This window comes from Streptomyces sp. NPDC005761 (assembly GCF_040630635.1).
Lineage (GTDB): Bacteria > Actinomycetota > Actinomycetes > Streptomycetales > Streptomycetaceae > Streptomyces.
On the sequence record NZ_JBEXXX010000070.1, the window covers coordinates 1 to 20,418 of the forward strand.

18 protein-coding genes are annotated in these 20,418 nt (G+C 71.3%); 14 read left to right on the plus strand and 4 right to left on the minus strand.

Annotated features, from left to right (window positions below; translation table 11 throughout):
- The first annotated feature begins 227 nt into the window (after positions 1 to 227).
- Entirely contained in the window at positions 228 to 1,187 is a 960-nt protein-coding gene (locus ABZ434_RS34675) for a 5-dehydro-4-deoxyglucarate dehydratase (protein WP_359145613.1), read from the plus strand.
- A complete protein-coding gene (locus tag ABZ434_RS34680; protein WP_359145616.1) occupies positions 1,184 to 2,362 on the plus strand; it encodes a hypothetical protein in 1,179 nt (392 codons plus the stop codon). Before ABZ434_RS34675 ends, ABZ434_RS34680 begins: the two co-directional genes overlap by 4 nt.
- Here the strand turns inward: ABZ434_RS34680 and ABZ434_RS34685 are convergent.
- Positions 2,345 to 3,562, minus strand: coding sequence for an MFS transporter (locus ABZ434_RS34685; protein ID WP_359145660.1), 1,218 nt, complete (start codon positions 3,560 to 3,562; stop codon positions 2,345 to 2,347). The two genes, ABZ434_RS34680 and ABZ434_RS34685, sit on opposite strands and share 18 nt — an antisense overlap.
- 266 nt (positions 3,563 to 3,828) lie before the next feature.
- Between ABZ434_RS34685 and ABZ434_RS34690 the strand changes: the two genes are divergently transcribed.
- From ABZ434_RS34690 to ABZ434_RS34745, 12 genes are all read left to right on the plus strand, one after another.
- The gene (locus ABZ434_RS34690) at positions 3,829 to 4,485 is read left to right on the plus strand and encodes a GntR family transcriptional regulator (RefSeq protein ID WP_359145619.1); all 657 of its coding nucleotides are present in this window, start codon (positions 3,829 to 3,831) and stop codon (positions 4,483 to 4,485) included.
- A 32-nt stretch (positions 4,486 to 4,517) separates the two neighbouring features.
- Positions 4,518 to 5,420 carry a dihydrodipicolinate synthase family protein gene (locus tag ABZ434_RS34695; protein WP_359145622.1) on the plus strand — a complete coding sequence of 301 codons (903 nt, stop codon included), beginning with the start codon at positions 4,518 to 4,520 and terminating at the stop codon, positions 5,418 to 5,420.
- Positions 5,417 to 7,153, plus strand: coding sequence for an L-arabinonate dehydratase (araD, locus tag ABZ434_RS34700; protein ID WP_359145625.1), 1,737 nt, complete (start codon positions 5,417 to 5,419; stop codon positions 7,151 to 7,153). Before ABZ434_RS34695 ends, araD begins: the two co-directional genes overlap by 4 nt.
- Positions 7,154 to 7,307: 154 nt before the next feature.
- Complete coding sequence (locus tag ABZ434_RS34705; protein ID WP_359145628.1) at positions 7,308 to 8,237, plus strand: sugar ABC transporter permease; 930 nt, start codon at positions 7,308 to 7,310, stop codon at positions 8,235 to 8,237.
- Complete coding sequence (locus ABZ434_RS34710) at positions 8,234 to 9,154, plus strand: carbohydrate ABC transporter permease (RefSeq protein ID WP_359145631.1); 921 nt, start codon at positions 8,234 to 8,236, stop codon at positions 9,152 to 9,154. The genes ABZ434_RS34705 and ABZ434_RS34710 overlap by 4 nt, the downstream gene beginning before the upstream one ends.
- 5 nt (positions 9,155 to 9,159) lie before the next feature.
- On the plus strand, positions 9,160 to 10,449 hold the full coding sequence (locus ABZ434_RS34715; RefSeq protein ID WP_359145634.1) for a Gfo/Idh/MocA family oxidoreductase: 1,290 nt from the start codon (positions 9,160 to 9,162) through the stop codon (positions 10,447 to 10,449).
- A complete protein-coding gene (locus ABZ434_RS34720; protein WP_359145637.1) occupies positions 10,446 to 11,273 on the plus strand; it encodes a PmoA family protein in 828 nt (275 codons plus the stop codon). The genes ABZ434_RS34715 and ABZ434_RS34720 overlap by 4 nt, the downstream gene beginning before the upstream one ends.
- Positions 11,270 to 12,829: a family 43 glycosylhydrolase gene (locus ABZ434_RS34725; protein WP_359145640.1), complete on the plus strand. Its 1,560-nt coding sequence runs from the start codon at positions 11,270 to 11,272 to the stop codon at positions 12,827 to 12,829. Before ABZ434_RS34720 ends, ABZ434_RS34725 begins: the two co-directional genes overlap by 4 nt.
- 102 nt (positions 12,830 to 12,931) lie before the next feature.
- Positions 12,932 to 14,266: a sugar ABC transporter substrate-binding protein gene (locus tag ABZ434_RS34730; RefSeq protein ID WP_359145642.1), complete on the plus strand. Its 1,335-nt coding sequence runs from the start codon at positions 12,932 to 12,934 to the stop codon at positions 14,264 to 14,266.
- Between the two features lie 164 nt (positions 14,267 to 14,430).
- Positions 14,431 to 15,258: a rhamnogalacturonan acetylesterase gene (locus ABZ434_RS34735; RefSeq protein ID WP_359145645.1), complete on the plus strand. Its 828-nt coding sequence runs from the start codon at positions 14,431 to 14,433 to the stop codon at positions 15,256 to 15,258.
- A 64-nt stretch (positions 15,259 to 15,322) separates the two neighbouring features.
- Positions 15,323 to 16,666, plus strand: a complete 1,344-nt coding sequence (locus ABZ434_RS34740; protein WP_359145648.1) for a pectate lyase — start codon at positions 15,323 to 15,325, stop codon at positions 16,664 to 16,666.
- 109 nt (positions 16,667 to 16,775) lie between these two features.
- Positions 16,776 to 17,888 carry a pectinesterase family protein gene (locus ABZ434_RS34745; protein WP_359145651.1) on the plus strand — a complete coding sequence of 371 codons (1,113 nt, stop codon included), beginning with the start codon at positions 16,776 to 16,778 and terminating at the stop codon, positions 17,886 to 17,888.
- 62 nt (positions 17,889 to 17,950) lie between these two features.
- Here the strand turns inward: ABZ434_RS34745 and ABZ434_RS34750 are convergent, their stop codons facing one another.
- From ABZ434_RS34750 to ABZ434_RS34760, 3 genes are all read right to left on the minus strand, one after another.
- A complete protein-coding gene (locus ABZ434_RS34750; RefSeq protein ID WP_359145663.1) occupies positions 17,951 to 18,799 on the minus strand; it encodes a pectate lyase in 849 nt (282 codons plus the stop codon).
- A gap of 109 nt (positions 18,800 to 18,908) precedes the next feature.
- Positions 18,909 to 19,628: a hypothetical protein gene (locus ABZ434_RS34755; protein WP_359145654.1), complete on the minus strand. Its 720-nt coding sequence runs from the start codon at positions 19,626 to 19,628 to the stop codon at positions 18,909 to 18,911.
- Entirely contained in the window at positions 19,625 to 20,200 is a 576-nt protein-coding gene (locus ABZ434_RS34760) for a SigE family RNA polymerase sigma factor (RefSeq protein WP_359145657.1), read from the minus strand. The genes ABZ434_RS34755 and ABZ434_RS34760 overlap by 4 nt, the downstream gene beginning before the upstream one ends.
- Positions 20,201 to 20,418 lie beyond the last annotated feature (218 nt).

The window sequence follows — 20,418 nt, forward strand, 5'->3', positions numbered from 1 at the left end:
GGAGGGGCACCACCCCCACCCACCGGACAACAGCGCCCCGCGGGGACCCCGCACACAAGCCCGTCCGGCGATTGAGGACGGAACCCCGCACCCAGGAGCCCCCGCACCAAGGGGGCCCGGTGCCGCCCGCCCGAGGGTCCCGCCTTGACCCCGGTGAGTCACTGCTCTAGCGTGGCGTTCATAAATATGGACGTCAATCAGAAACGTGCACGCCCCAGGGAGCGCCCGTGACCTCAGCCCCACTTGCCGCCCGACTCACCGCTGTCGCCGGGCCGCTCTTCTTCCCCGTCACCGCCTACGGGCCGGACGGCTCCGTCGACCTCGACGCCTTCCGCGCGCACGTGCGTACGGGCATCGACGCCGGCGCGGCGGCCGTCTTCGCCTGCTGCGGCACGGGCGAGTTCCACGCCCTGACGCCCGAGGAGTTCCGCCTCGTCGTCGCCGCGGCCGTCGAGGAGACCGCCGGCGTGGTGCCCGTCGTGGCGGGTGCCGGATACGGCACCGCCCTGGCGGTGCAGTTCGCGAAGCTCGCAGAGGAGGCCGGCGCGGACGGGCTCCTCGCCATGCCGCCGTACCTGGTCGTCGCCGGCCAGGAGGGGCTGCTGGCGCACTACACGGCGCTGGCCGCGGCCACCGGCCTCGAGACGATCGTCTACCAGCGCGACAACGCCGTCTTCACTCCCGAGACCGTGGTCGCGCTGGCGCGGACGCCCGGCATCATCGGCCTCAAGGACGGCTACGGCGACCTCGACCTGATGCAGCGCATCGTCAGCGCCGTCCGCACCGGACTGCCCGGCCAGGACTTCCTGTACTTCAACGGGCTGCCCACTGCCGAGCTCACCGGCCTCGCCTACCGGGGCATCGGCGTCACGCTCTACTCGTCCGCCGTGTTCGCTTTCGCGCCCGACATCGCGCTGGCCTTCTATCGCGCCCTCGAATCCGGCGACGACGCTCTCGTCAACGCGCTGCTCGACTCCTTCTACCGCCCGCTCGTCGAACTGCGCGCCAAGGGACGCGGTTACGCGGTCTCGCTGGTCAAGGCGGCGGTCCGCCTCCAGGGCCTGGATGTCGGCGAGGTGCGCAGCCCGCTCACCGAGCCGCCCGCCGCGCACATCAAGGAGCTGACGGAGATCATCGGGGCGGGCCGTGCGCTGCTGGAGAGCGCCGGCGCGGGGGAGCGCGGGTGAAGGCCTCCGTCTTCCTCTATCCCTGGGACATCGTCGGGGACCCCGGGGCGGCTGCCCGCGTCGCGGACCTCGGGGTCCAGCAGGTGACACTCGCCGCCGCCTATCACTCCACCCGGGCGCTGACCCCGCGCCATCCCGTTCGCCGCATCGTGACGGCGGAGTACGCCGCGGTGCTCTACCCGCCGGATGCCGACCGGTGGGCGGGGCGGGGGCTGCGGCCCCACCCCCAGTCCTGGGTGGAATCGGACGACGCCTACGCGGAGGCTGCCGAGGCCCTGGCCGGCGCCGGGCTGGAGGTGCACAGCTGGGTGGTGCTCGCGCACAGTTCCCGGCTGGGCGCCGAGCATCCGGAGACGTCCGTGGTCAACGCCTACGGGGACCGCTACCCCTGGGCCCCGTGCATCGCGCAGCCCGCGGTCCGCGCGTATCTGGTGGACCTGGCCGCGGAGGCGGCGGTACGCGAGGGGGCGCGCGGCACCGAACTGGAGTCGTGCGGCTGGTACGGCTTCGCGCACCTGCACGCCCACGACAAGATCGCGGGGGTGGGCCTCGGTGACGCGGCGCAGTACCTGATGTCGCTGTGCTTCTGCCCGGACTGCCGGGCCGGGTACGGCGGGCAGGGGCTGGACGCCGACGCGCTGTCCCTGGCCGTGCGCCGGGCGCTGGAGCCGGCATGGTCGGGTTCGGGCGCGCCGGAAGCGGGCTGGGGCGGTGTCGAGAAGCTGCTCGGTGCGGACCTCGCCGCCGCCACCCTCCGGTGGCGCACCGAGGTGGCCCGCGGGCTCCAGGAGTCGGTGGTCGCAGCGGTGCGCGCGGCCGCCGCCCCCAGGTTCCAGGTGCTGTTGCACGCCGACCCCGCGCCGTACCGCACCGGTGCGAACGTGGGCGTCGACGCGGAGCACATCCTGGCCGTGGCGGACGGCGTGGTCCTGCCCTGTACCGGCGACGACGCGGCGCGCGAGACCGTGCTCGGCCCGTTCGCCGGACGTGGCGGTGTCCTCGCGGCCAACTTCTCCGTGGTGCGGGGAATGGGCGGCAGCCCCGGCACCCTGGAGCGCGACGCCACCCACGCGGCCTCACTCGGCGCGGACCAACTGCGCCTGTACCACGCGGGGCTGGCCTCCGGCCCGGACCTCGAAGCGGTCACCGGGGCACTTTCACGTCTCGGACGCTGACACACGCGGGCCGGCGGGGGCCTTCCCCGGCCGGCCCGCGACCAGCCATGCCGCGGTCGGCAGTGCCGCCGCGCCCACCAGTGGCAGCAGCACCCGCACGTCCACCAGTGCGACCAGCGCCGCGCCGAGCGCCAGCGCCACCGCGTTGGGCGCCATCATCAGCGTGCTCGCGGTCGCGGCCGTCCGGCCCAGGACCGCGTCCGGGGTCTCCCGCTGCACCGCTGTCATCGCGGCGATCAGCACGCACGGCAGGCCCGCCCCGATCAGGCCGCACGCCGGCAGCGCCACCGCGTCGCAGGGCAGCGCCCGCAGGCCCACCGCCACCGCGAACAGGGCGATCCCCGCTGCCGTGAAGACCCGTTCCGGCAGCCGCCGCAGAAGGGGCCCGGCCAGCAGCCCGATCGTGACGGACCCGAGGCCCTGCACCGCCAGGAGCACTCCGGCGTACGCGGGGGAGCGGCCGAGCACCCCGTCCACGACGGCGTACAGCGTCGCCCCGTTGAGCCCGGCGCACAGCATCGTGACCGATCCGGCGAGCACCAGCGGCCGTAGCACCGGCGACCCCCACACCTGCCGCATCCCGGAGAGCCGTCCGTCCCCGGGGTCCGCGGCCGCAGCCGGTTCGCGTACCCGCAGCAGTCCGTAGAGCACCGCGGCCAGGGCGAAGGACGCCGCGTCCAGCAGGGCCACCGCGCCGCCGCCGAAGCGTGCGTAGAGCGCCGCCCCGGTGAGCGGCGCCACCAGCTTCATGCCCTCGTTCGCCATCATCCTCAGGCCGTTGAAATCGCCCAGCAGACGGGCGTCCACGGCCTGCGCGACCACGGCCGACTCGGCCGCGTCCATCACGACGTAGCCGGTTCCGTACAGCAGGAGCACCGCGAACAGAATCCAGATCCGCCCCGCCGAATCCACCGCGGTCAGCGTGGTCAGCAGCAACGCCATGACGACGTTCGACCGGACGAGCAGCGGCTTCCTCGGCAGCCGGTCGGCCACCGCTCCGAGGGCCGGGCCGAAGAGCACGGGCAGCCAGACAGCGAAGAGGGCGAGCGCCGCCAGGCTGTCCGAGCCCGTCAGCGACTTGACCCAGATCCCGGCCGCCAGTGACATCGCGGAGCTGCCGAAACCGGACACCACGACCGCCGCGAGGAACAGCCCGGCCGTCCGGTCCCGCAGCACCCGCCCTGTCGCCGATCCTGTCATCCTGCCCACCGAACCTCCCTGACCTGCACGTTCGTTGCGCAATCAGACTGGCCCGTAAGGCTGTTGCACGGCATCGGGAAGATGCCGTAGACCTCCGCACGGGGTCGGCTCCGTCCCGGGATCGGTGTATGGCACACGTCGTAGTCCGGTGAACTTCTTCTGTCAGAAGCGTTGACGAAACATTCGCGGCGCCTCTAGCTTCATCGCGTCGTACTTCGTACGTCATATATGAGACGCGATACGCGAGATGCGAGAGCCCTTCACTCATGACCTTTGCGCCCACCCCGATTCCGTCCCGCACCCAGTACGTGCTGGAGGCGATCAAGCACGCGATCCTCACGGCGCAGCTGAGACCAGGGCAGGCGCTCGTCGAGACCGAACTCGCCGCACAGTTCGGGGTGTCCAAGACCCCCGTCCGTGAGGCGCTCAAGACGCTCGCCGGTACCGGGCTCGTCGTCATGAGCCAGTACAAGGGCGCCATCGTGCGGCTGGTCGACGCGACCATGGCCCGGGAGGTGTACGACGTCCGCCTGCTGCTCGAACCCGAGGCGCTGCGCCGCTCCATCACCCGCAAGGCCTCGCTCGACGCCGCCCAGGAGGCCCTGGAGCGCGCCGACTCGGCGGGCGACAAGGCCGACCGGTCGCTCGCCAACCGGGACTTCCACCGGGCGCTCTACCTCCCCTGCGGCAATCCGCTGCTGGCCCGGATGCTCGACGAGGTCCGCGACCAGGCTGCGCTGGTGTCGACCGTCGCGTGGACGGCCATCCCGTCCTGGGAGCGGGAGGCGGCCGAGCACCGGGAGATCCTGCGGCTCGCGCTCGCCGACGACGCCGAGGCGGCGGCCGGGGCTCTGCACGATCACATCGCGTCGTTCGTGCGCCGCGCGTTCCCCGACGACGTAGACGGGGGCGGGGCGGCGTGAACCAGCAGCACACCGACGAAAGGCCTGTCCGCATGGACCTCACACCGCTGAAGGCGGCCCTCGCAGATGTCGTGGCGATCCCGGTGACCCCGTTCGCCGGGGACGGCACCATCGACACGGCGGCGCACCGCGCCCTGCTGCGAAGGATGCTCGACGGCGGCGTGCGCATCCTCACCCCGAACGGCAACACCGGGGAGTTCTACGCGCTCACCCCCGAGGAGCGGCGCACGGTCACCGAGCTGACCATCGACGAGGCCGGCGGACGCGCCACGATCCTGGTCGGCGTCGGGCACGACGTGCCGACCGCCGTCGCCGCCGCGGAGCACGCCCGTGACGCCGGCGCCGAGATGGTGATGGTGCACCAGCCCGTTCACCCGTACGTCTCCCAGGACGGCTGGATCGACTACCACCGGGCCATCGCCGAGGCCGTCCCCGGACTCGGCGTCGTCCCCTACATCCGCAATCCGAACCTCGACGGCGAGTGCCTGGCGGTGCTCGCCGACAGCTGCCCCAACGTCATCGGCGTCAAGTACGCCGTCCCGGACGCCGCCCGTTTCGCCGCGTTCGCACGGGACGCGGGCCTGGACCGCTTCGTCTGGGTCGCCGGCCTTGCCGAGCTGTACGCCCCCGCCTACTTCTCCGCGGGCGCCACCGGCTTCACCTCCGGCCTCGTCAACGTCGCCCCCGGTGTCTCGATCGCCATGCTGGAGGCGCTGCGGGCCGGCGATCACCCGGCCGCCATGAAGGTCTGGGAGCAGATCCGCCGCTTCGAGGAACTGCGCGCCGACCGGCAGTCCGCCAACAACGTGACGGTCGTCAAGGAGGCACTGGCCTCCCTCGGCCTGTGCCGCCGCGACGTACGCCCGCCGAGCCGGGTGCTGCCCGAGGCGCAGCGCGCCGAGGTCGCCGACCAGGTCGCGGGGTGGTCCATATGACCCCCGCAACCGGCCGCGTCGCCCCCGAGGAACTGCGCAGCCACCAGTGGTACGGCACCGACGGGCTGCGTTCCTTCAGCCACCGGGCCCGGACCCGCCAGCTCGGCTACCTCCCCGAGGAGCACCTGGGCAAGCCGGTCATCGCGATCCTCAACACCTGGTCCGACATCAATCCGTGTCACGTCCACCTCCGTGACCGCGCGCAGGCGGTCAAGCGCGGTGTCTGGCAGGCCGGCGGCTTCCCGCTCGAGTTCCCTGTCTCCACCCTCTCGGAGACGTTCCAGAAGCCGACCCCGATGCTCTACCGCAACATGCTGGCGATGGAGACGGAGGAGCTGCTGCGCTCCTACCCCGTCGACGGCGCGGTGCTGCTGGGCGGCTGCGACAAGTCGACGCCCGCGCTGCTGATGGGCGCGGCCTCCGTCGACCTGCCGGCCGTCTTCGTGCCGGCCGGGCCGATGCTGCCGGGGCACTGGCGCAACGAGGTCCTCGGCTCCGGCACCGACATGTGGAAGTACTGGGACGACAAGCGGGCCGGGCTCATCGGCGACTGCGAGATGGACGAACTGGAGAACGGGCTCGCCCGCTCTCCCGGCCACTGCATGACGATGGGTACCGCCTCGACCCTCACCGCCGCCGCCGAGGCGCTCGGCGTCACCGTCCCCGGCGCCTCCTCCATCCCGGCCGTCGACTCCGGCCACGACCGGATGGCCGCGCAGTCGGGCCTCCGGATCGTCGAACTGGTGTGGCAGCAGCGGAAACTGTCGTCGATCCTCACCGCGGAGGCGTACGAGGACGCCGTGGCCACCGTCCTCGCGCTCGGCGGTTCCACCAACGCCGTCATCCACCTGATCGCCATGGCGGGCCGCTCCGGCATCAAGCTCACCCTGGACGACTTCGACCGCATCGCCCGGACCGTGCCCGTGCTGGCCAACCTGCGCCCCGGCGGGAAGTACCTCATGGAGGACTTCCACTTCGCCGGCGGACTGCCCGGATTCCTGGCCCGGCTGACCGACGTACTGCATCTGGACCGGCCCACGGTCGCGCACGACACCCTGCGCGAACAGCTCGACGGCGCCCTCGTGCACAACAGCGACGTCATCCGCGAACGCGACAACCCGCTGGCCGAGGAGGGCGGCGTGGCGGTGCTGCGCGGCAACCTCTGCCCGGACGGGGCGGTCATCAAGCACATCGCCGCCGAACCTCACCTGCTGCGCCACACCGGCCCCGCGGTCGTCTTCGACGACTACAAGGAGATGCAGCGCACCATCAACGACCCCGCACTGGCCCTCACTCCGGACCATGTGCTGGTGCTCCGCAACGCCGGACCCAAGGGCGGTCCCGGGATGCCCGAGTACGGCATGCTGCCCATCCCCGACTATCTGCTGAAGCAGGGAGTACGGGACATGGTGCGGCTGTCCGACGCCCGTATGAGCGGTACCAGTTACGGCGCCTGCGTCCTGCACATCGCTCCCGAGTCCTACGTCGGCGGGCCCCTCGCACTCGTGCGCACCGGTGACCCGATCACCCTGGACGTCGAGGCACGCCTGCTCCATCTCGACGTTCCCGAGGAGGAGTTGGCGCGGCGCCGGGCCGAGTGGACACCGCCGGCCACCCGGTACGAGCGCGGTTACGGGGCGCTGTACCACGACCAGATCACCCAGGCCGACACCGGCTGCGACTTCGCCTTCCTGGCCCGGCCGGGAGAAGTTCCCGACCCCTACGCCGGCTGAACGGCCCGACAGAATTCGGGCGCCCCGCCTCGTTCGGCATACCGAACATCATGCGGCAAGCGCTTGCGCACTACACGCATCACCCCGCACCGCACCCTCACGCACCCTCAGCACCACCGTGCACCCCGTACCTGAGAGAGAACGGAGACGTGTCATGGCCCAAGCCGCCGCTGTGGCCACACCGCCCAAGGTGCCCAGGCGCCGCTCCGCGAGCCCCCGCCGACTGCCGTATCTGCTGATCGCCCCCGCGGGGCTGCTCATGCTGGGCTTCATCGCCTACCCGGTGATCAGCGTCTTCTACTACAGCCTGCAGAACTACAACGTCACCAAGCCCTGGCGGAACGGCTTCGCGGGCTTCGACAACTTCACCCGGATCTTCACCGACGACGACCAGTTCTGGACGACGCTGGGCTTCAGCGCCCAGTGGGTGGTCGTCCAGGTGGCGCTCCAGCTCACCCTCGGACTGGCGCTCGCCCTGATCGTCAACCAGACCTTCGTCGGCCGCGGCATCTCCCGCGCGATGGTCTTCTCGCCGTGGGCCGTCTCCGGTGTGCTGACCAGCACCATCTGGATCCTGCTCTACAACTCCTCGACCGGATTCAGCCGGTACCTCGCGGACGCCGGGATCGGCGACTACGGCACCTCGGTGCTCTCCGACACCGGAACGGTGTTCTGGGCAGCGACCGTCGCCGAACTCTGGCGCGGAGTCCCCTTCTTCGCCATCCTCATCCTCGCGGACCTGCAGTCCGTCTCCAAGGAACTGTACGAGGCGGCGTCCGTCGACGGCGCCGGGCGGATGCGCCAGTTCTTCCACATCACCCTGCCCCACCTGCGGGACGCGATCATCCTGTCCACGCTGCTGCGCGGTGTCTGGGAGTTCAACAACGTCGACCTGCTCTACACCCTCACCGGCGGCGGACCGGCCGGCGAGACCACCACCCTGCCGCTCTACGTCGCCAACACCGGCATCGAGGGCCACGACTTCGGGTACGCCTCGGCGCTCACCACCGTCGCCTTCGTGATCCTCCTCTTCTGCTCGATCGTCTATCTGCGCCTGAGCAAGTTCGGAGGCGACCACAAGTGACTGCCGCACTGGCCGAGAAGAACGGCACCGAGGCCGCACGGCCGCCCGTCAAGGACAACCGCACGCCGGCCGCGCACCGCCGCGGCAAGCCCGGCCGCGAGCGCGCCTTCGACGACGTACCGCGCTGGCAGATCTACGTACCGCTGGGCGTCTACCTCGTCTTCACCCTCATCCCGTTCTACTGGATGTTCCTGTTCGCCGTGCGCCCGTCGGGCTCCACCTCGCTGGTGCCCTGGCCGATGACCGGGGAGCACTTCTCCAAGGTCTGGAACGAGCGCAGCTTCGCCCTCTTCTTCCAGAACAGCATGATCGTCGGGGTCTGCACCCTGGTCAGTACGACGCTCGTCGCACTGGCCGGCGGCTACGCTCTCGCCCGGTTCAACTTCAAGATCAAGAACGCCTTCATGCTGGCGCTGCTCTGCTCGCAGTTCATTCCGGGCGCGCTGATGCTCGTGCCGCTCTTCGAGATCTTCAAGAACCTCCAGATGATCAACTCCCTGGGGAGTGTGGTCATCGCCGAGACGGTGTTCCAGCTTCCCCTCTCCATCATCCTGATCAGCGGATTCATCAAGAACGTGCCGGTCTCCCTGGAGGAGGCTGCCTGGGTGGACGGCTGCTCGCGCTTCCGTGCCTTCTGCGCGGTGGTGCTGCCGCTGCTGCGGCCGGGCCTCATCGCGGTCGGCTCCTTCGCCTTCGTGCACAGCTGGAACCACTTCCTGTTCGCCCTGATGTTCCTCAGCGAGCAGGACAAGCAGACGATCCCGGTCGGCCTGAACACCCTCATCGGCGCCGACAGCGTCGACCTGGGCGCGCTCGCAGCCGGCGGAGTGATCGCCGCGGTACCCGTGGTGATCGTCTTCGCCTTCATCCAGAAATGGCTCATCACCGGCTTCAGCGCCGGCGCCGTGAAGGGGTGACGGACATGCCGTCGATACCCGCCACACCCGTCCCCATCGTCCTCGCGGGCGCCCGCGGCCACGGCCGCTGGCACCTGGCCAACATCCGCCGCCTCCAGCACCAGGGCCTCGTCCGGCTTGCGGGAGTCTGTGAGCTGAAGCCGCTCGACGACAGCGAACTCCATGCCTTCGCCGGTGAACTCCCGGAGCAGTCGGCCGACTTCGGTGCACTCCTCGACTCCACCGGGGCCCGCGCCGCCGTCATCTGCACCCCGATCCAGACCCACACCGAACTGGCGCTCACCGCTGCCGGACGAGGCGTCCACCTCCTGCTGGAGAAGCCGCCCGCCGCGACGCGGGCCGACTTCGAACGGATCCTGGCCGGGGTACAGGGTTCCAAAATCGCCTGCCAGGTGGGCTTCCAGTCCTTCGGCTCGCACGCCGTGCCCGCCATCCGCGAGCTCGTGAGCACCGGCGCCATCGGCACCGTCCGGGGCTACGGGGCAGCGGGCGCCTGGGTCCGGGACGAGGCCTACTACCGGCGGGCACCCTGGGCCGGGCGGCGCCGGATCGGTGACACCGACGTCGTCGACGGCGTCCTCACCAACCCTCTGGCCCACGCCGTCGCCACCGCCCTCGAACTCGCCGGCGGCGGCACCGCCCAGGACGTCGCCGCGGTCGAGACCGAGCTCTTCCGCGCCCACGACATCGAGGCCGACGACACCTCCTGCGTACGCATCACCACCACGGCCGGGCTCCCCGTCACCGCCGCCGTCACCCTCTGCGCGGAACAGGCCGGGGAGCCCTATGTGATCGTCCACGGCGACCGCGGCCGGATCACCTTCTGGTACAAGCAGGACCGGGTTCTCGTCCAGCGGGCCGGGCACGGCCCCGAGGAGGCGGTGCACGGACGGACCGACCTCCTGGAGAACCTCGTCGACCACCTGGTGCGGGATGCCGCCCTGCTCGTACCCCCGCACCGCACCGGGGCGTTCATGGAGGTCGTCGAGGCCGTACGGACCGCCGCCGAACCGCGCGCCCTGCCGGCCGACGCCTGGTACGCCGTGCCCGGGACCGCCTCCGCCGCCCCCCGCCGAGTGGTGCGCGGGATCGACGGACTGGTCGCGGCGGGCGCCTACACCCTCACGCTCTTCTCCGAACTCGGCGTCCCCTGGGCGCCCAGGTCCTGTCCGGAATCCCCCCGCGGCGTCGCGGCGTCCGGCACCTCCGCCCTGGATCCGACGGCACCGGACGCCGCTCCTTCTCCCGCGCCGGAACTCCAGACAGGACCTACCACCGAGGTGAGTTCATCGTGACGACCACCGCACTGCTGAGCTGCGCCGGCCGGCCGGTCGGCCGCTACACCTACCTTCCCGCCACCGACGGCCGCCCCTACCTCCACCCGGTCACCACCCTCGCCGGCACCCCCGTCACCGAGGAGCGCCCGGCCGACCACCTCCACCATCTGGGCACCTCCGTCGCCGTCCCGGACGTCGCGGGGCACAACTTCTGGGGCGGCCGCACCTTCGTCCGCGACCAGGGACCCACGGTGCTCGACAACCACGGGGTCCAGCGCCACCTCGGCTGGAAGCTCCGCGACCCGGACGGGTTCGTCGAGGAGCTCAGCTGGGAGGCCGGCGACACCGAACTGCTGCGGGAGCACCGCACGGTCGCCACCGCTGAACTCTCCGCCACCGCCTGGGCGCTGGACTTCTCCTTCTCGCTCACCAACCGGGGCACCACGGACCTGTCGATCGGCAGCCCGGCCACCAACGGCCGTCCGGGCGCCGGATACGGCGGCTTCTTCTGGCGGGCGCCCAAGGAGGCCTCGGCGCCCGTCGTGTTCAGCGCGTCGGGGGAGGGTGAGGAGGCGGTGCACGGAAGGGCCGCCGACTGGGTGGCGATGAGCGGCGACGGCTGGACCCTGGTCTTCGCCGGCGCGACCGAGGAGACCCGCCGGGACCCGTGGTTCGTGCGGACCACCGAGTACCCGGGCGTCGGTTCGTCCCTCGCCGCCGCGCACCGGCTCCCGGTCCCCGCAGGCGCGACGGTCGTGCGCCGGGTCGTCACCGTCATCGCGGACGGCCGGCTCGACCGGGACGGGGCCGCCGCCTACGTCCGTCGGGCGGTGACCGCGTGAGCGCCGTGGGCGAGCGCCCCTGGACCGCCGACCTCGGCGACGGCACCTACCGCAACCCGGTGCTGAACGCCGACTGGTCCGACCCCGACGTGATACGGGTCGGCGAGGACTTCTACCTCACGGCCTCCAGCTTCGGACGGGTCCCCGGCCTGCCGCTGCTGCACTCGCGCGACCTCGTCAACTGGACCCTCATCGGCCACGCCCTGGACCGGCTGGAGCCCGCTGCGGACTTCGCCGTCCCCCGGCACGACTGCGGAGTGTGGGCACCGTCGCTGCGGCACCACGCCGGACGGTTCTGGATCTTCTGGGGCGACCCCGACCACGGCATCCAGCAGATCAACGCCGAGGACGTGCGCGGCCCGTGGAGCGCGCCCCATCTGGTCAAGGCAGGCAAGGGACTGATCGACGCCTGCCCCCTGTGGGACGAGGAGACCGGCGAGGCCTATCTGGTGCACGCCTGGGCCAAATCGCGCTCCGGCATCAAGAACCGGCTCACCGGTCACCGGATGAGCCCGGACGGACGGGAGCTCCTCGACGAGGGCAAGACCCTCGTCGACGCCGACACGATCCCCGGCTGGTTCACCCTGGAGGGCCCCAAGCTCTACCGGCGTGACGGTGAATTCTGGATACTCGCCCCCGCCGGCGGGGTGAGTACCGGCTGGCAGGGGGCCTTCCGGTCCCGGGAGTTCTTCGGGCCGTACGAGGAGCGCGTCGTCCTCTCCCAGGGCCGGACGGAGGTGAACGGGCCGCACCAGGGCGGCTGGGTCACGACCGCGGCCGGCGAGGACTGGTTCCTGCACTTCCAGGAGCGCGGGGCGTACGGGCGGGTGGTCCACCTCCAGCCGATGCGCTGGGACGCGGCGGACGGCGGCTGGCCGGTCATCGGCGACGGGGGCGAGCCGGTCTCCGTACACACCAGACCTGCCGTGCCCGAGCAGTCCGCCGCGGCCCCGGCCAGTGGCGACAGCTTCCCGGGCGGCCGGTATGGCAGACAGTGGCAGTGGACGGCCAACCCCCGCCCCGGCTGGACCGTCGAGCACGGCGGGGACGGGTTGCGGCTCAGCTGCGTACGGACCGCGTACGCGCACGATCTGCGGGCCCTGCCCAACGTGCTGGTCCAGCGGCTGCCCGCCGAGACGTTCACCGTGGAGACGGATGTGAGCCTCGGCAGCGAGGTGCCGGGCGCCAAGGCCGGTCTCGCGGTGCTCGGGGACGCCTTCAGCTGGATCGGCCTGGAGCGCCCGGCGGACGGGGCGGACGGGGTACGGCTCGTGCACCGGTACGCCGAGACGGTCGCCGAACACGAACGCGACGCCGCACACAGCAGGGCGGCCCCCGGCGGCACGGCCCGGCTGCGCATCGAGGTCGCCCCGGGCGCTCGCTGCCGCTTCTTCGCCGACACCGGGGACGGGGCCGGATTCCGGCCCTCCGGCCAGGTCTTCGCCGCCACGCCGTGGCGCTGGGTGGGCGCCCTGCTGGGCCTGTTCGCCACCGCACCACCGGGGACGGGGCCGGCCGGGACGGCCTGCTTCACCGGATTCCGCACCACCCCCTGACCTGTCCCGGCCAGGCCGTCGGACGACGGCCGGCCGGCACCGGACCACCGAACCCCCCACTCATGCGCACGAACCGAGAGAACCGAGAGAGAAGAGCCGATCATGAACATCTCGAAGACGCAGCGGGGGCGTGCCACGGCCGCTGTCTCCCTTGCCGCGGTGCTCGCACTGACCGCGACCGCCTGTGGTGACGACGGCAGCGACACCGGCACCGAGGGCAGCGGCAAGGGCGAGATCACCTTCTGGGACAACAACGGTGGTCCACGCACGGCCATCTGGACCGAGATCATCAAGGACTTCGAGAAGAAGTACCCGGACATCAAGGTCAAGTACGTGCCGATCCCGATCGCCGACGTGCAGTCCAAGTACGACACGGCCATCGCGGGCGGCGGCCTGCCGGACGTCGGCGGCGTGGGCACCGCCTACCTCGCCAACATGGTCTCGCAGGAGGCCCTCGAACCGCTCAACGACCGGATCAAGGGCTCCCCCCTCAACGGCAAGCTCGTCGAGGGCATGGTCGCGAGCGTCAAGGACGCGGGCGGCCGGGGCGACGACATGTACTCCTTGCCGACCTCCGCCAACAACGGCGCACTCTGGTACCGCACCGACCTGTTCAAGGCGGCGGGCCTCGAAGCGCCCACCACCTGGGCCAACTTCTACAAGGCGGCCGAGAAGCTCACGGCCTCCAAGGACAACAAGTTCGGCTACACCATCCGCGGCGGCGCCGGATCCATCGCCCAGGCGATCGACGCGTCGTACGGCCAGTCCGGCATCACGGAGTTCTGGAGCGGCGACAAGACGACGCTCAACGACCCGAAGAACATTGCCGCGCTGGAGAAGTACGCCGCGCTGTACAAGAAGGCGACGCCCGCCGCCGACGTCAACAACGACTTCACCAAGATGGTCGCGCAGTTCGACACCGGCACCATCGGCATGCTGAGCCACAACCTCGGCTCCTACCAGGACCACCTGAAGGCGCTGGGCAAGGAGAAGTTCGCCGGCATACCGAACCCGGTCGGCGACAGCGGCACCCGGGTCCAGGTCTCCAACCCCGTCGACGGGCTCGGCCTGTTCCGGTCGAGCAAGAACAAGACGGCCGCCTGGAAGTTCATCGAGTTCGCCGCCTCGCACGAGTCGAACAGCAAGTGGAACGAGTCCGCGGGCGCCATCCCGGCCAACACCGAGGCCGCCAAGGACCCCTGGATCAGCGCCACCGAGCCGACCGCGCTCGCCGCGAAGGCCCTCACCGACGGTTCCACCAAGATCGTGCAGCTGCCGTACTACCTGCCGGACTGGAACAACATCAGCAAGGCGGACAACGAGCCCGAGTTCCAGAAGCTGCTGCTCGGCAAGGTCACGGCCAAGGACTTCCTGGACAAGATGGCGGACGAGCTGAACAAGGCGCAGAAGGAGTGGAAGGAGATCGGCAACGGCTGAGAATCCGTCGCCGGTCCGACACCCCGGTGACCGGGGGCCGGCGGCGGTCCGGGTCGCGTCCCGCCGCCGGCCTCCTCTCCTCCTGCACTTCTCCTCCTGCACTCCGTACCGCCGTACGCCCCGCGTACGCCCCGCTACGCATCCATGAGAGAGGCAGTCTCACCGTGTCACTCACCCGCAGGCAGACCGCGGCCGCCCTCGCCGCACTGCCCCTGGCGCTCGCCACCGGCACCGCCGCGGCGGCGCACGGACCGGGCGGACGCCCCCGCCCCCGCACCCTGCACATCGCCGGCGATTCGACAGCCGCGCAGAAGTACGCCGACGCGGCGCCCGAGACCGGCTGGGGCATGGCCCTGCCGTTCTTCCTCGGCCGTCCCCTGGCGGTCGCCAACCACGCGATGAACGGCCGTAGCTCGAAGAGCTTCATCGACGAGGGCCGGCTTGCCGCCCTGCTGGAGGAGGTGCGCGAGGGCGACCTCCTGCTGATCCAGTTCGGGCACAACGACGAGAAGACCGAGGACCCGGCCCGGGGCACCGACCCGTACACCACCTACCAGGACCACCTGCGCCAGTACGTGCGCGGTGCGCGTTCCCGCCGGGTGCGGCCGGTCCTGCTGACCCCGGTGGAGCGCCGCCGCTTCGCCGCCGACGGTACGGCGAAGCCCAGCCACGGCGAGTATCCGGCCGCGATGCGCGCGCTGGCCGCCGAGGAGCGCGTCCCTCTGCTCGACCTCCAGGCGCTCACGCTCGCGCGCTGGCAGGAGCTCGGCCCCGACGGCACGCTGGAGTACTTCAACTGGCTGGAGCCGGGCCAGTCGCCCAACTATCCCGACGGGCGACAGGACAACACGCACTTCCGGCCCCGCGGCGCCGTCGCGGCCGCGCGGCTCGTCGCCCGGGCCCTGGTGGCGGAGAAGGTGCTCGCCCCGCGCGACGTACGGCGCACGGATTCCGCGATCCCGCTCGAATGGATCACCTGGCCGCAGGTCTGACCCCGGCCGCCACCCCGTTCCTCCACCCCTCGCCCCATCTCACCTCACCACCGAAGGATCCGCCATGCCCGCACGCATCTGTCATGCCCGCGCCATTGCCTTGGTGATGGGCTGCGCCTCCCTGGCGCTCGCCGTTTCCGTCCCCGCCCAGGCGACCGGGCACCACAAGGGAGCAGGCCACCACCAGGGCGTCGACCGCGCCGTACTCGGCAAGAACGACGGCTGGGCCGCCGCCGAGGGCTCCACCACCGGCGGCTCCGCCGCCACCCCCGATCACATCTACACCGTGAGCAACCGGGCCGAACTCATCGCCGCCTTCGAGGACGCGGGCGACGCCCCGAAGATCATCAAGATCGACGGCACCGTCCACGGGAACTCCGATGCCGCGGGCACCCCGATCGACTGCGAGGCGTACCAGACCGACGGTTACACCCTGGACAAGTACCTCGCCGCCTACGACCCGGCCACCTGGGGCCGCTCGGAGGTCCCGTCCGGCCCCCTGGAAGAGGCCCGGCTCGCCTCCGCCAAGCTGCAGAAGGCCGCGGTGAACGTCTACGTCCCGTCCAACACCACACTCGTCGGGGTCGGCAAGGACGCGACGGTCATCGGTGCCAGCCTCCAGATCCAGAACGTCTCCAACGTCATCGTCCGGAACATCTCGTTCGAGGACACCTACGACTGCTTCCCCCAGTGGGACCCCACGGACGGCGAAACCGGCCACTGGAACTCCGAGTACGACAACCTCGTCGTCTACGGCTCCGACCACGTCTGGGTCGACCACAACACCTTCAGCGACGGGGACCGCCCCGACGCAGCCCAGCCGCGCTACTTCGACGAGCTGTACCAGCAGCACGACGGGCTCTTCGACATCGTCAAGGGCGCCGACCTCGTCACCGTCTCGTACAACGTCCTCAAGGACCACGACAAGACGATGCTCATCGGCAACAGCGACGGCGCCGGCGCGACCGACAGCGGCAAGCTCCGCGTCACCCTGCACCACAACCTCTTCAAGGACGTGAACGAGCGCGCTCCCCGCGTCCGCTTCGGGCAGGTCGACTCGTACAACAACCACTTCGTCGCAACCAAGGGCAGCGTCTACGGCTACACGTACGGCATCGGCGCGAAGTCCCAGCTCGTCGCCGAGCACAACGCCTTCAGCCTCAGCGGTGAGTTCGACAAGGCGAAGATCCTCAAGAAGTGGTCCGAGTCCTCGGTCACCGCCGCGGACAACTACGTCAACGGGCGCCGGACGGACCTCATCGCCGTCCACAACGCGGGCGTTCCCGCGGAGCAGCTCACCGCGGGCGCCGGATGGACACCGGCCCTGCGCACCAAGGTCGACCACCCGCTGCTCGTGCCCCTGATCGTCGGCCTCAAGGCGGGCGCCGGCCGGATTCCCGGCGCCTGACCACCGATCGCCCCGTACCGGTGGGACCCCGCCGATGCCCCGACGGCACGGCGGGGGCCCGCCCGGCCCCGTCGCGCATCCCGCGTGAGGAAGTAAGGAAGTACCGCCCATGCCCAGCAGACGCAGTGCCCTGGCCCTGCTCGCGGGCGGCAGTGCCGCCCTCGCCCTCGGCGCCGCCCCCACGGCCCACGCCGACGGCCGGCCCGGCGCACACCGCCCCTTCGGACGCTACGGCTCACCGTCCCGGCGCCGCGACACCGCGACGCTGTACGTCGACGCACGCGGCAGAGGCGACCACACCACGGTCCAGGCAGCCGTGGACGCGGCGACCGGCGCCGGCCGCACCCTGGTGATCGCCCCGGGCACCTACCGCGAGACGGTCGACATCCCGGCCGACCGGACCGGGCTCACCCTCATCGGTGCGAGCGACGACCCGCATGACACCGTCATCGTGTACGCCAACGCCAACGGCACCCCCCGGCCCGACGGTTCGGGGACGTACGGCACCAGCGGGTCCGCCACCGTCACCGCCCGGCCCGCCGGACTCACCGCCCACGGCCTGACCTTCGCCAACGACTGGCTGCGCGCCGACCACCCCGAATACACCGGTACCCAGGCCGTCGCCATCAAGGTGCAGGGCGACCGGTCGGCGTTCTACGGCTGCCGCTTCCTGGGCCACCAGGACACCCTGTACGCCGACTCCCTCGCCCTCACCGACTTCGCCCGCCAGTACTACCGCGACTGCTACGTCGAGGGTGACGTGGACTTCGTCTTCGGCCGGGCCGCCGCAGTCCTCGACGGCTGCCACTTCCGCACCCTGGCCCGCACCGATCTGGCGGCAGCACCGTTCGGCTTCGTCTTCGCGCCCAGCACCGCGGGCGCCAACCCGCACGGCTACCTGGTGCTGCGCTCGCGCATCACCAGCACCGCGCCGGACGGGTACTTCAAGCTGGCCCGCCCCTGGGTGCCCTCCTCCGACCTCACCGCACACCCGATGCTGACCGTGCGCGACAGCCACCTCGGCGCCGGGATCGACACGGACGAGCCGTACGGGACCATGTCCTCGGGCTTTCCCTGGCAGGAGCAGCGGTTCGCCGAGTACCGCAACACGGGTCCCGGCGCGCGCGTCACCGTGCCCGCCAACCGCCCCCGGCTGACCCCGGCCGAGGCACGCCTGCACACCCCGGCTGCCTGGCTCGGGGACTGGTGTCCGTACCGGTAGAACACGCCACGCATGACGGGAGCCCCGCCGGACCGGTCCGGCGGGGCTCCCGTCACCGTCGCTCACTGGTAACTGATGTCCGAGCTGCTGTACTTGCAGTACGTGCCGTCCGGCCCGCTGCCGGTCTCCGTCGGCTCGTCACCGTCGTCGTTGCCCGTGTAGCGGACGCACGGCTTGATCTTCTTGCTGCTGTCGCCGTGGATCCGGACGGACCTCAGCGTCGCGGTGTCGCCGTAGTTGGTGTTGATCCCGACCAGGGCCTTGCCGGGCGCCGTCACATCGACGTCGCTGACCGCGATCGTGCGCTTGTACTGCTTGGAGCAGTTGCCGCACGAGCGCACGAGCTTGCCGAAGTCCGAGACCTGGAAGCCGCTGATGGTCAGTGTGCCCGCGCCGTTGAACTGGAAGACCTTGTCGTCGGCCTTCCTGGCGCCGCCGCCGGTCACCTTGTAGGTGGCGCCCGACGAGGTGCCCTTGAAGGACGCCGCGTCCTCGCCGACGTCCTCCCACCACACGTTCTGGATCGTGCAGCTGCCCTTGCAGTGGATGCCGTCGGCGGCCGGCGAGCCGACGACGACGTTCTTCAGGACCGCCCCGTCGGCCAGTTCGAAGATCGGGTCCTGGCCCTCGTCCTGGCCGCCGTCACCCAGGTCCCCGCTTCCGTAGAAGCGCTTCAGCGAACCGTCGTACGTCCCCGAGACCTTGATGGTCGCGGAGACGGCCTGTGAACCCGATGGCGTCGGCCACGCGGCGGCCGCGGCGGCGGTGGGGGCCGCGTCGGCCGACTGGACCAGGAGGCCGGTGGTGAGTGCGGCGCCGGTGAGGGAGAGCGCGGTGGCCGAAGCGGCGATCATGCGTCGGCGGCCGGAGCGCCGTGCGCGGCTGCCGTGCGGTGCGGCTCGGTTCTTCATGTCGATGTCCCGTTCCTCGGTGGTGGGGGGAGCGTTGCGCTCCTTGGTCGCCACCGCGGGGGACAAGGGTTGCCGGGTTCGGCAGTCTTCTTTTCCGGCGCCCGCCCGGTCAGTGATCCGGGCCGAAGTAGTCGCCCACCGAGGCCCGTTCACCCGTGGTGCGGATCGCGTCCGCGGTCAGGTAGTCGCCCGCCGCGTCCCGGTCGCCCTGCGCGTGGTTGTACTGCCCGGCGAACGTATGGGTGCCGGCGGGCACGGTCCGGCCCGCCTTGAGCGCCCACCGGTAGACGAGGTACCCGCCGCTCTCGGTCGCCGACACGGTGAAGTCCTTCTCCGGCAGCGAGCGCCAGGAACCGGTGCTGTTCACCCCGCCGGTGAGGGCGATCCGCAGCTCCACGGTGAGCGAGGACAGCGGCTCGGCCGTCCGCAGCGTCACGTTGCTCTGCGCCCAGTACGCGTTGGAGTGCGGGTCAACGGCACCGTCCGTCCACAGCGGCCCGGCCTCGGTACGCAGCGAGCCGAGGGCCGCCGGCGGAGTCATGGACGGGGTGGGAGCCGGCGTCGGCGCCGCGGCCACGCGCGCCCCCTGCGATCCGTCCTCACCGGCCGAGGTGACGGCGACCGCACCGATGGCCAGCACCCCGCAGACCGCGGCCGTCGCCCCGGCGACACGCAGCCACGGCGCCGGGACACGCCGCGGGCGCACCACCCGGGCGGGCGGGCCGCCCTCGGCGACGCCACGCTCCACCCGGGCCAGCATCCGCTCCCGGTCGGGGCGGTGCGCCTCGGCGGCCTCCCGCAGCCGCACGGACAGCTCCTCGTCCTTCACCGGTCTCCTCCGCTGGGCTGCGCCGTGACGGCCGTCTGCACGTGCGCCGCGGCGGACGTCTCCGGACCCAGCATCCGCTGCAGTTCCGCGACGGCTCGCGAGGTCTGGCTCTTCACCGTACCCACCGAGATCCCGAGAACCAGAGAGGTGTCCCGTTCCGAGAGGTCGAAGGCATGCCGCAGCACCACACAGGCGCGTTTGCGGAACGGCAGCCTGCGCAGGGCCCCCTGGACGTCGACGACCGCCGACACGTCCGGATCGTCGACCGCGTCCCCGCCGCCGCGCGGCGCCCAGAACAGTGCGATCCGGCGCCGCTCGCGCACGGCGCTGCGGATCCGGGTCCTGGCCATGTTGGCGACGACGCCGCGCGCGTACGCCACCGGATGATCCGCGCTCCTGACCCGGTCCCAGCGATGCCAGAGCGCCAGCAGGGCGTCGGCCGCCAGATCGTCGGCGGCATCCGCCTCGCCGGTCAGCAGATGGGCCAGCCGCGCGAGTTCGGCGTAATGGGCCTCGAAGAACTCATGGAACTCGGCGGCAGCGGCATCGGCATGCTCGATGGATGTGCCCACAGCTACCTCATCTCTGCGCTCGAATCCCGGTGCCTGCGTGGTCGGGCTGTGTACGTTCCCAGTCGCCTGCCGCGGCGTGCGGGCGGGGCGAGAGCGTACCAGCGCGTCACGGAAGCGCTTCGACGCGGGTGTGTAACCAAGTAAGGCGTAACAGGGCGAAAACCTGAAGGGTCCGGGACACGACGAACGTCCCGGCACCCCGATTCGGGGTTGCGGGA

Coding starts and splice junctions, on each gene's coding strand:
- ABZ434_RS34685 (WP_359145660.1), bottom strand. CDS start 3,562: ATGACAGGATCGGCGACAGGGCGGGTGCTGCGGGACCGGACGGCCGGG.
- ABZ434_RS34690 (WP_359145619.1), top strand. CDS start 3,829: ATGACCTTTGCGCCCACCCCGATTCCGTCCCGCACCCAGTACGTGCTG.
- ABZ434_RS34695 (WP_359145622.1), top strand. CDS start 4,518: ATGGACCTCACACCGCTGAAGGCGGCCCTCGCAGATGTCGTGGCGATC.
- araD (WP_359145625.1), top strand. CDS start 5,417: ATGACCCCCGCAACCGGCCGCGTCGCCCCCGAGGAACTGCGCAGCCAC.
- ABZ434_RS34705 (WP_359145628.1), top strand. CDS start 7,308: ATGGCCCAAGCCGCCGCTGTGGCCACACCGCCCAAGGTGCCCAGGCGC.
- ABZ434_RS34715 (WP_359145634.1), top strand. CDS start 9,160: ATGCCGTCGATACCCGCCACACCCGTCCCCATCGTCCTCGCGGGCGCC.
- ABZ434_RS34730 (WP_359145642.1), top strand. CDS start 12,932: ATGAACATCTCGAAGACGCAGCGGGGGCGTGCCACGGCCGCTGTCTCC.
- ABZ434_RS34740 (WP_359145648.1), top strand. CDS start 15,323: ATGCCCGCACGCATCTGTCATGCCCGCGCCATTGCCTTGGTGATGGGC.
- ABZ434_RS34745 (WP_359145651.1), top strand. CDS start 16,776: ATGCCCAGCAGACGCAGTGCCCTGGCCCTGCTCGCGGGCGGCAGTGCC.
- ABZ434_RS34750 (WP_359145663.1), bottom strand. CDS start 18,799: ATGAAGAACCGAGCCGCACCGCACGGCAGCCGCGCACGGCGCTCCGGC.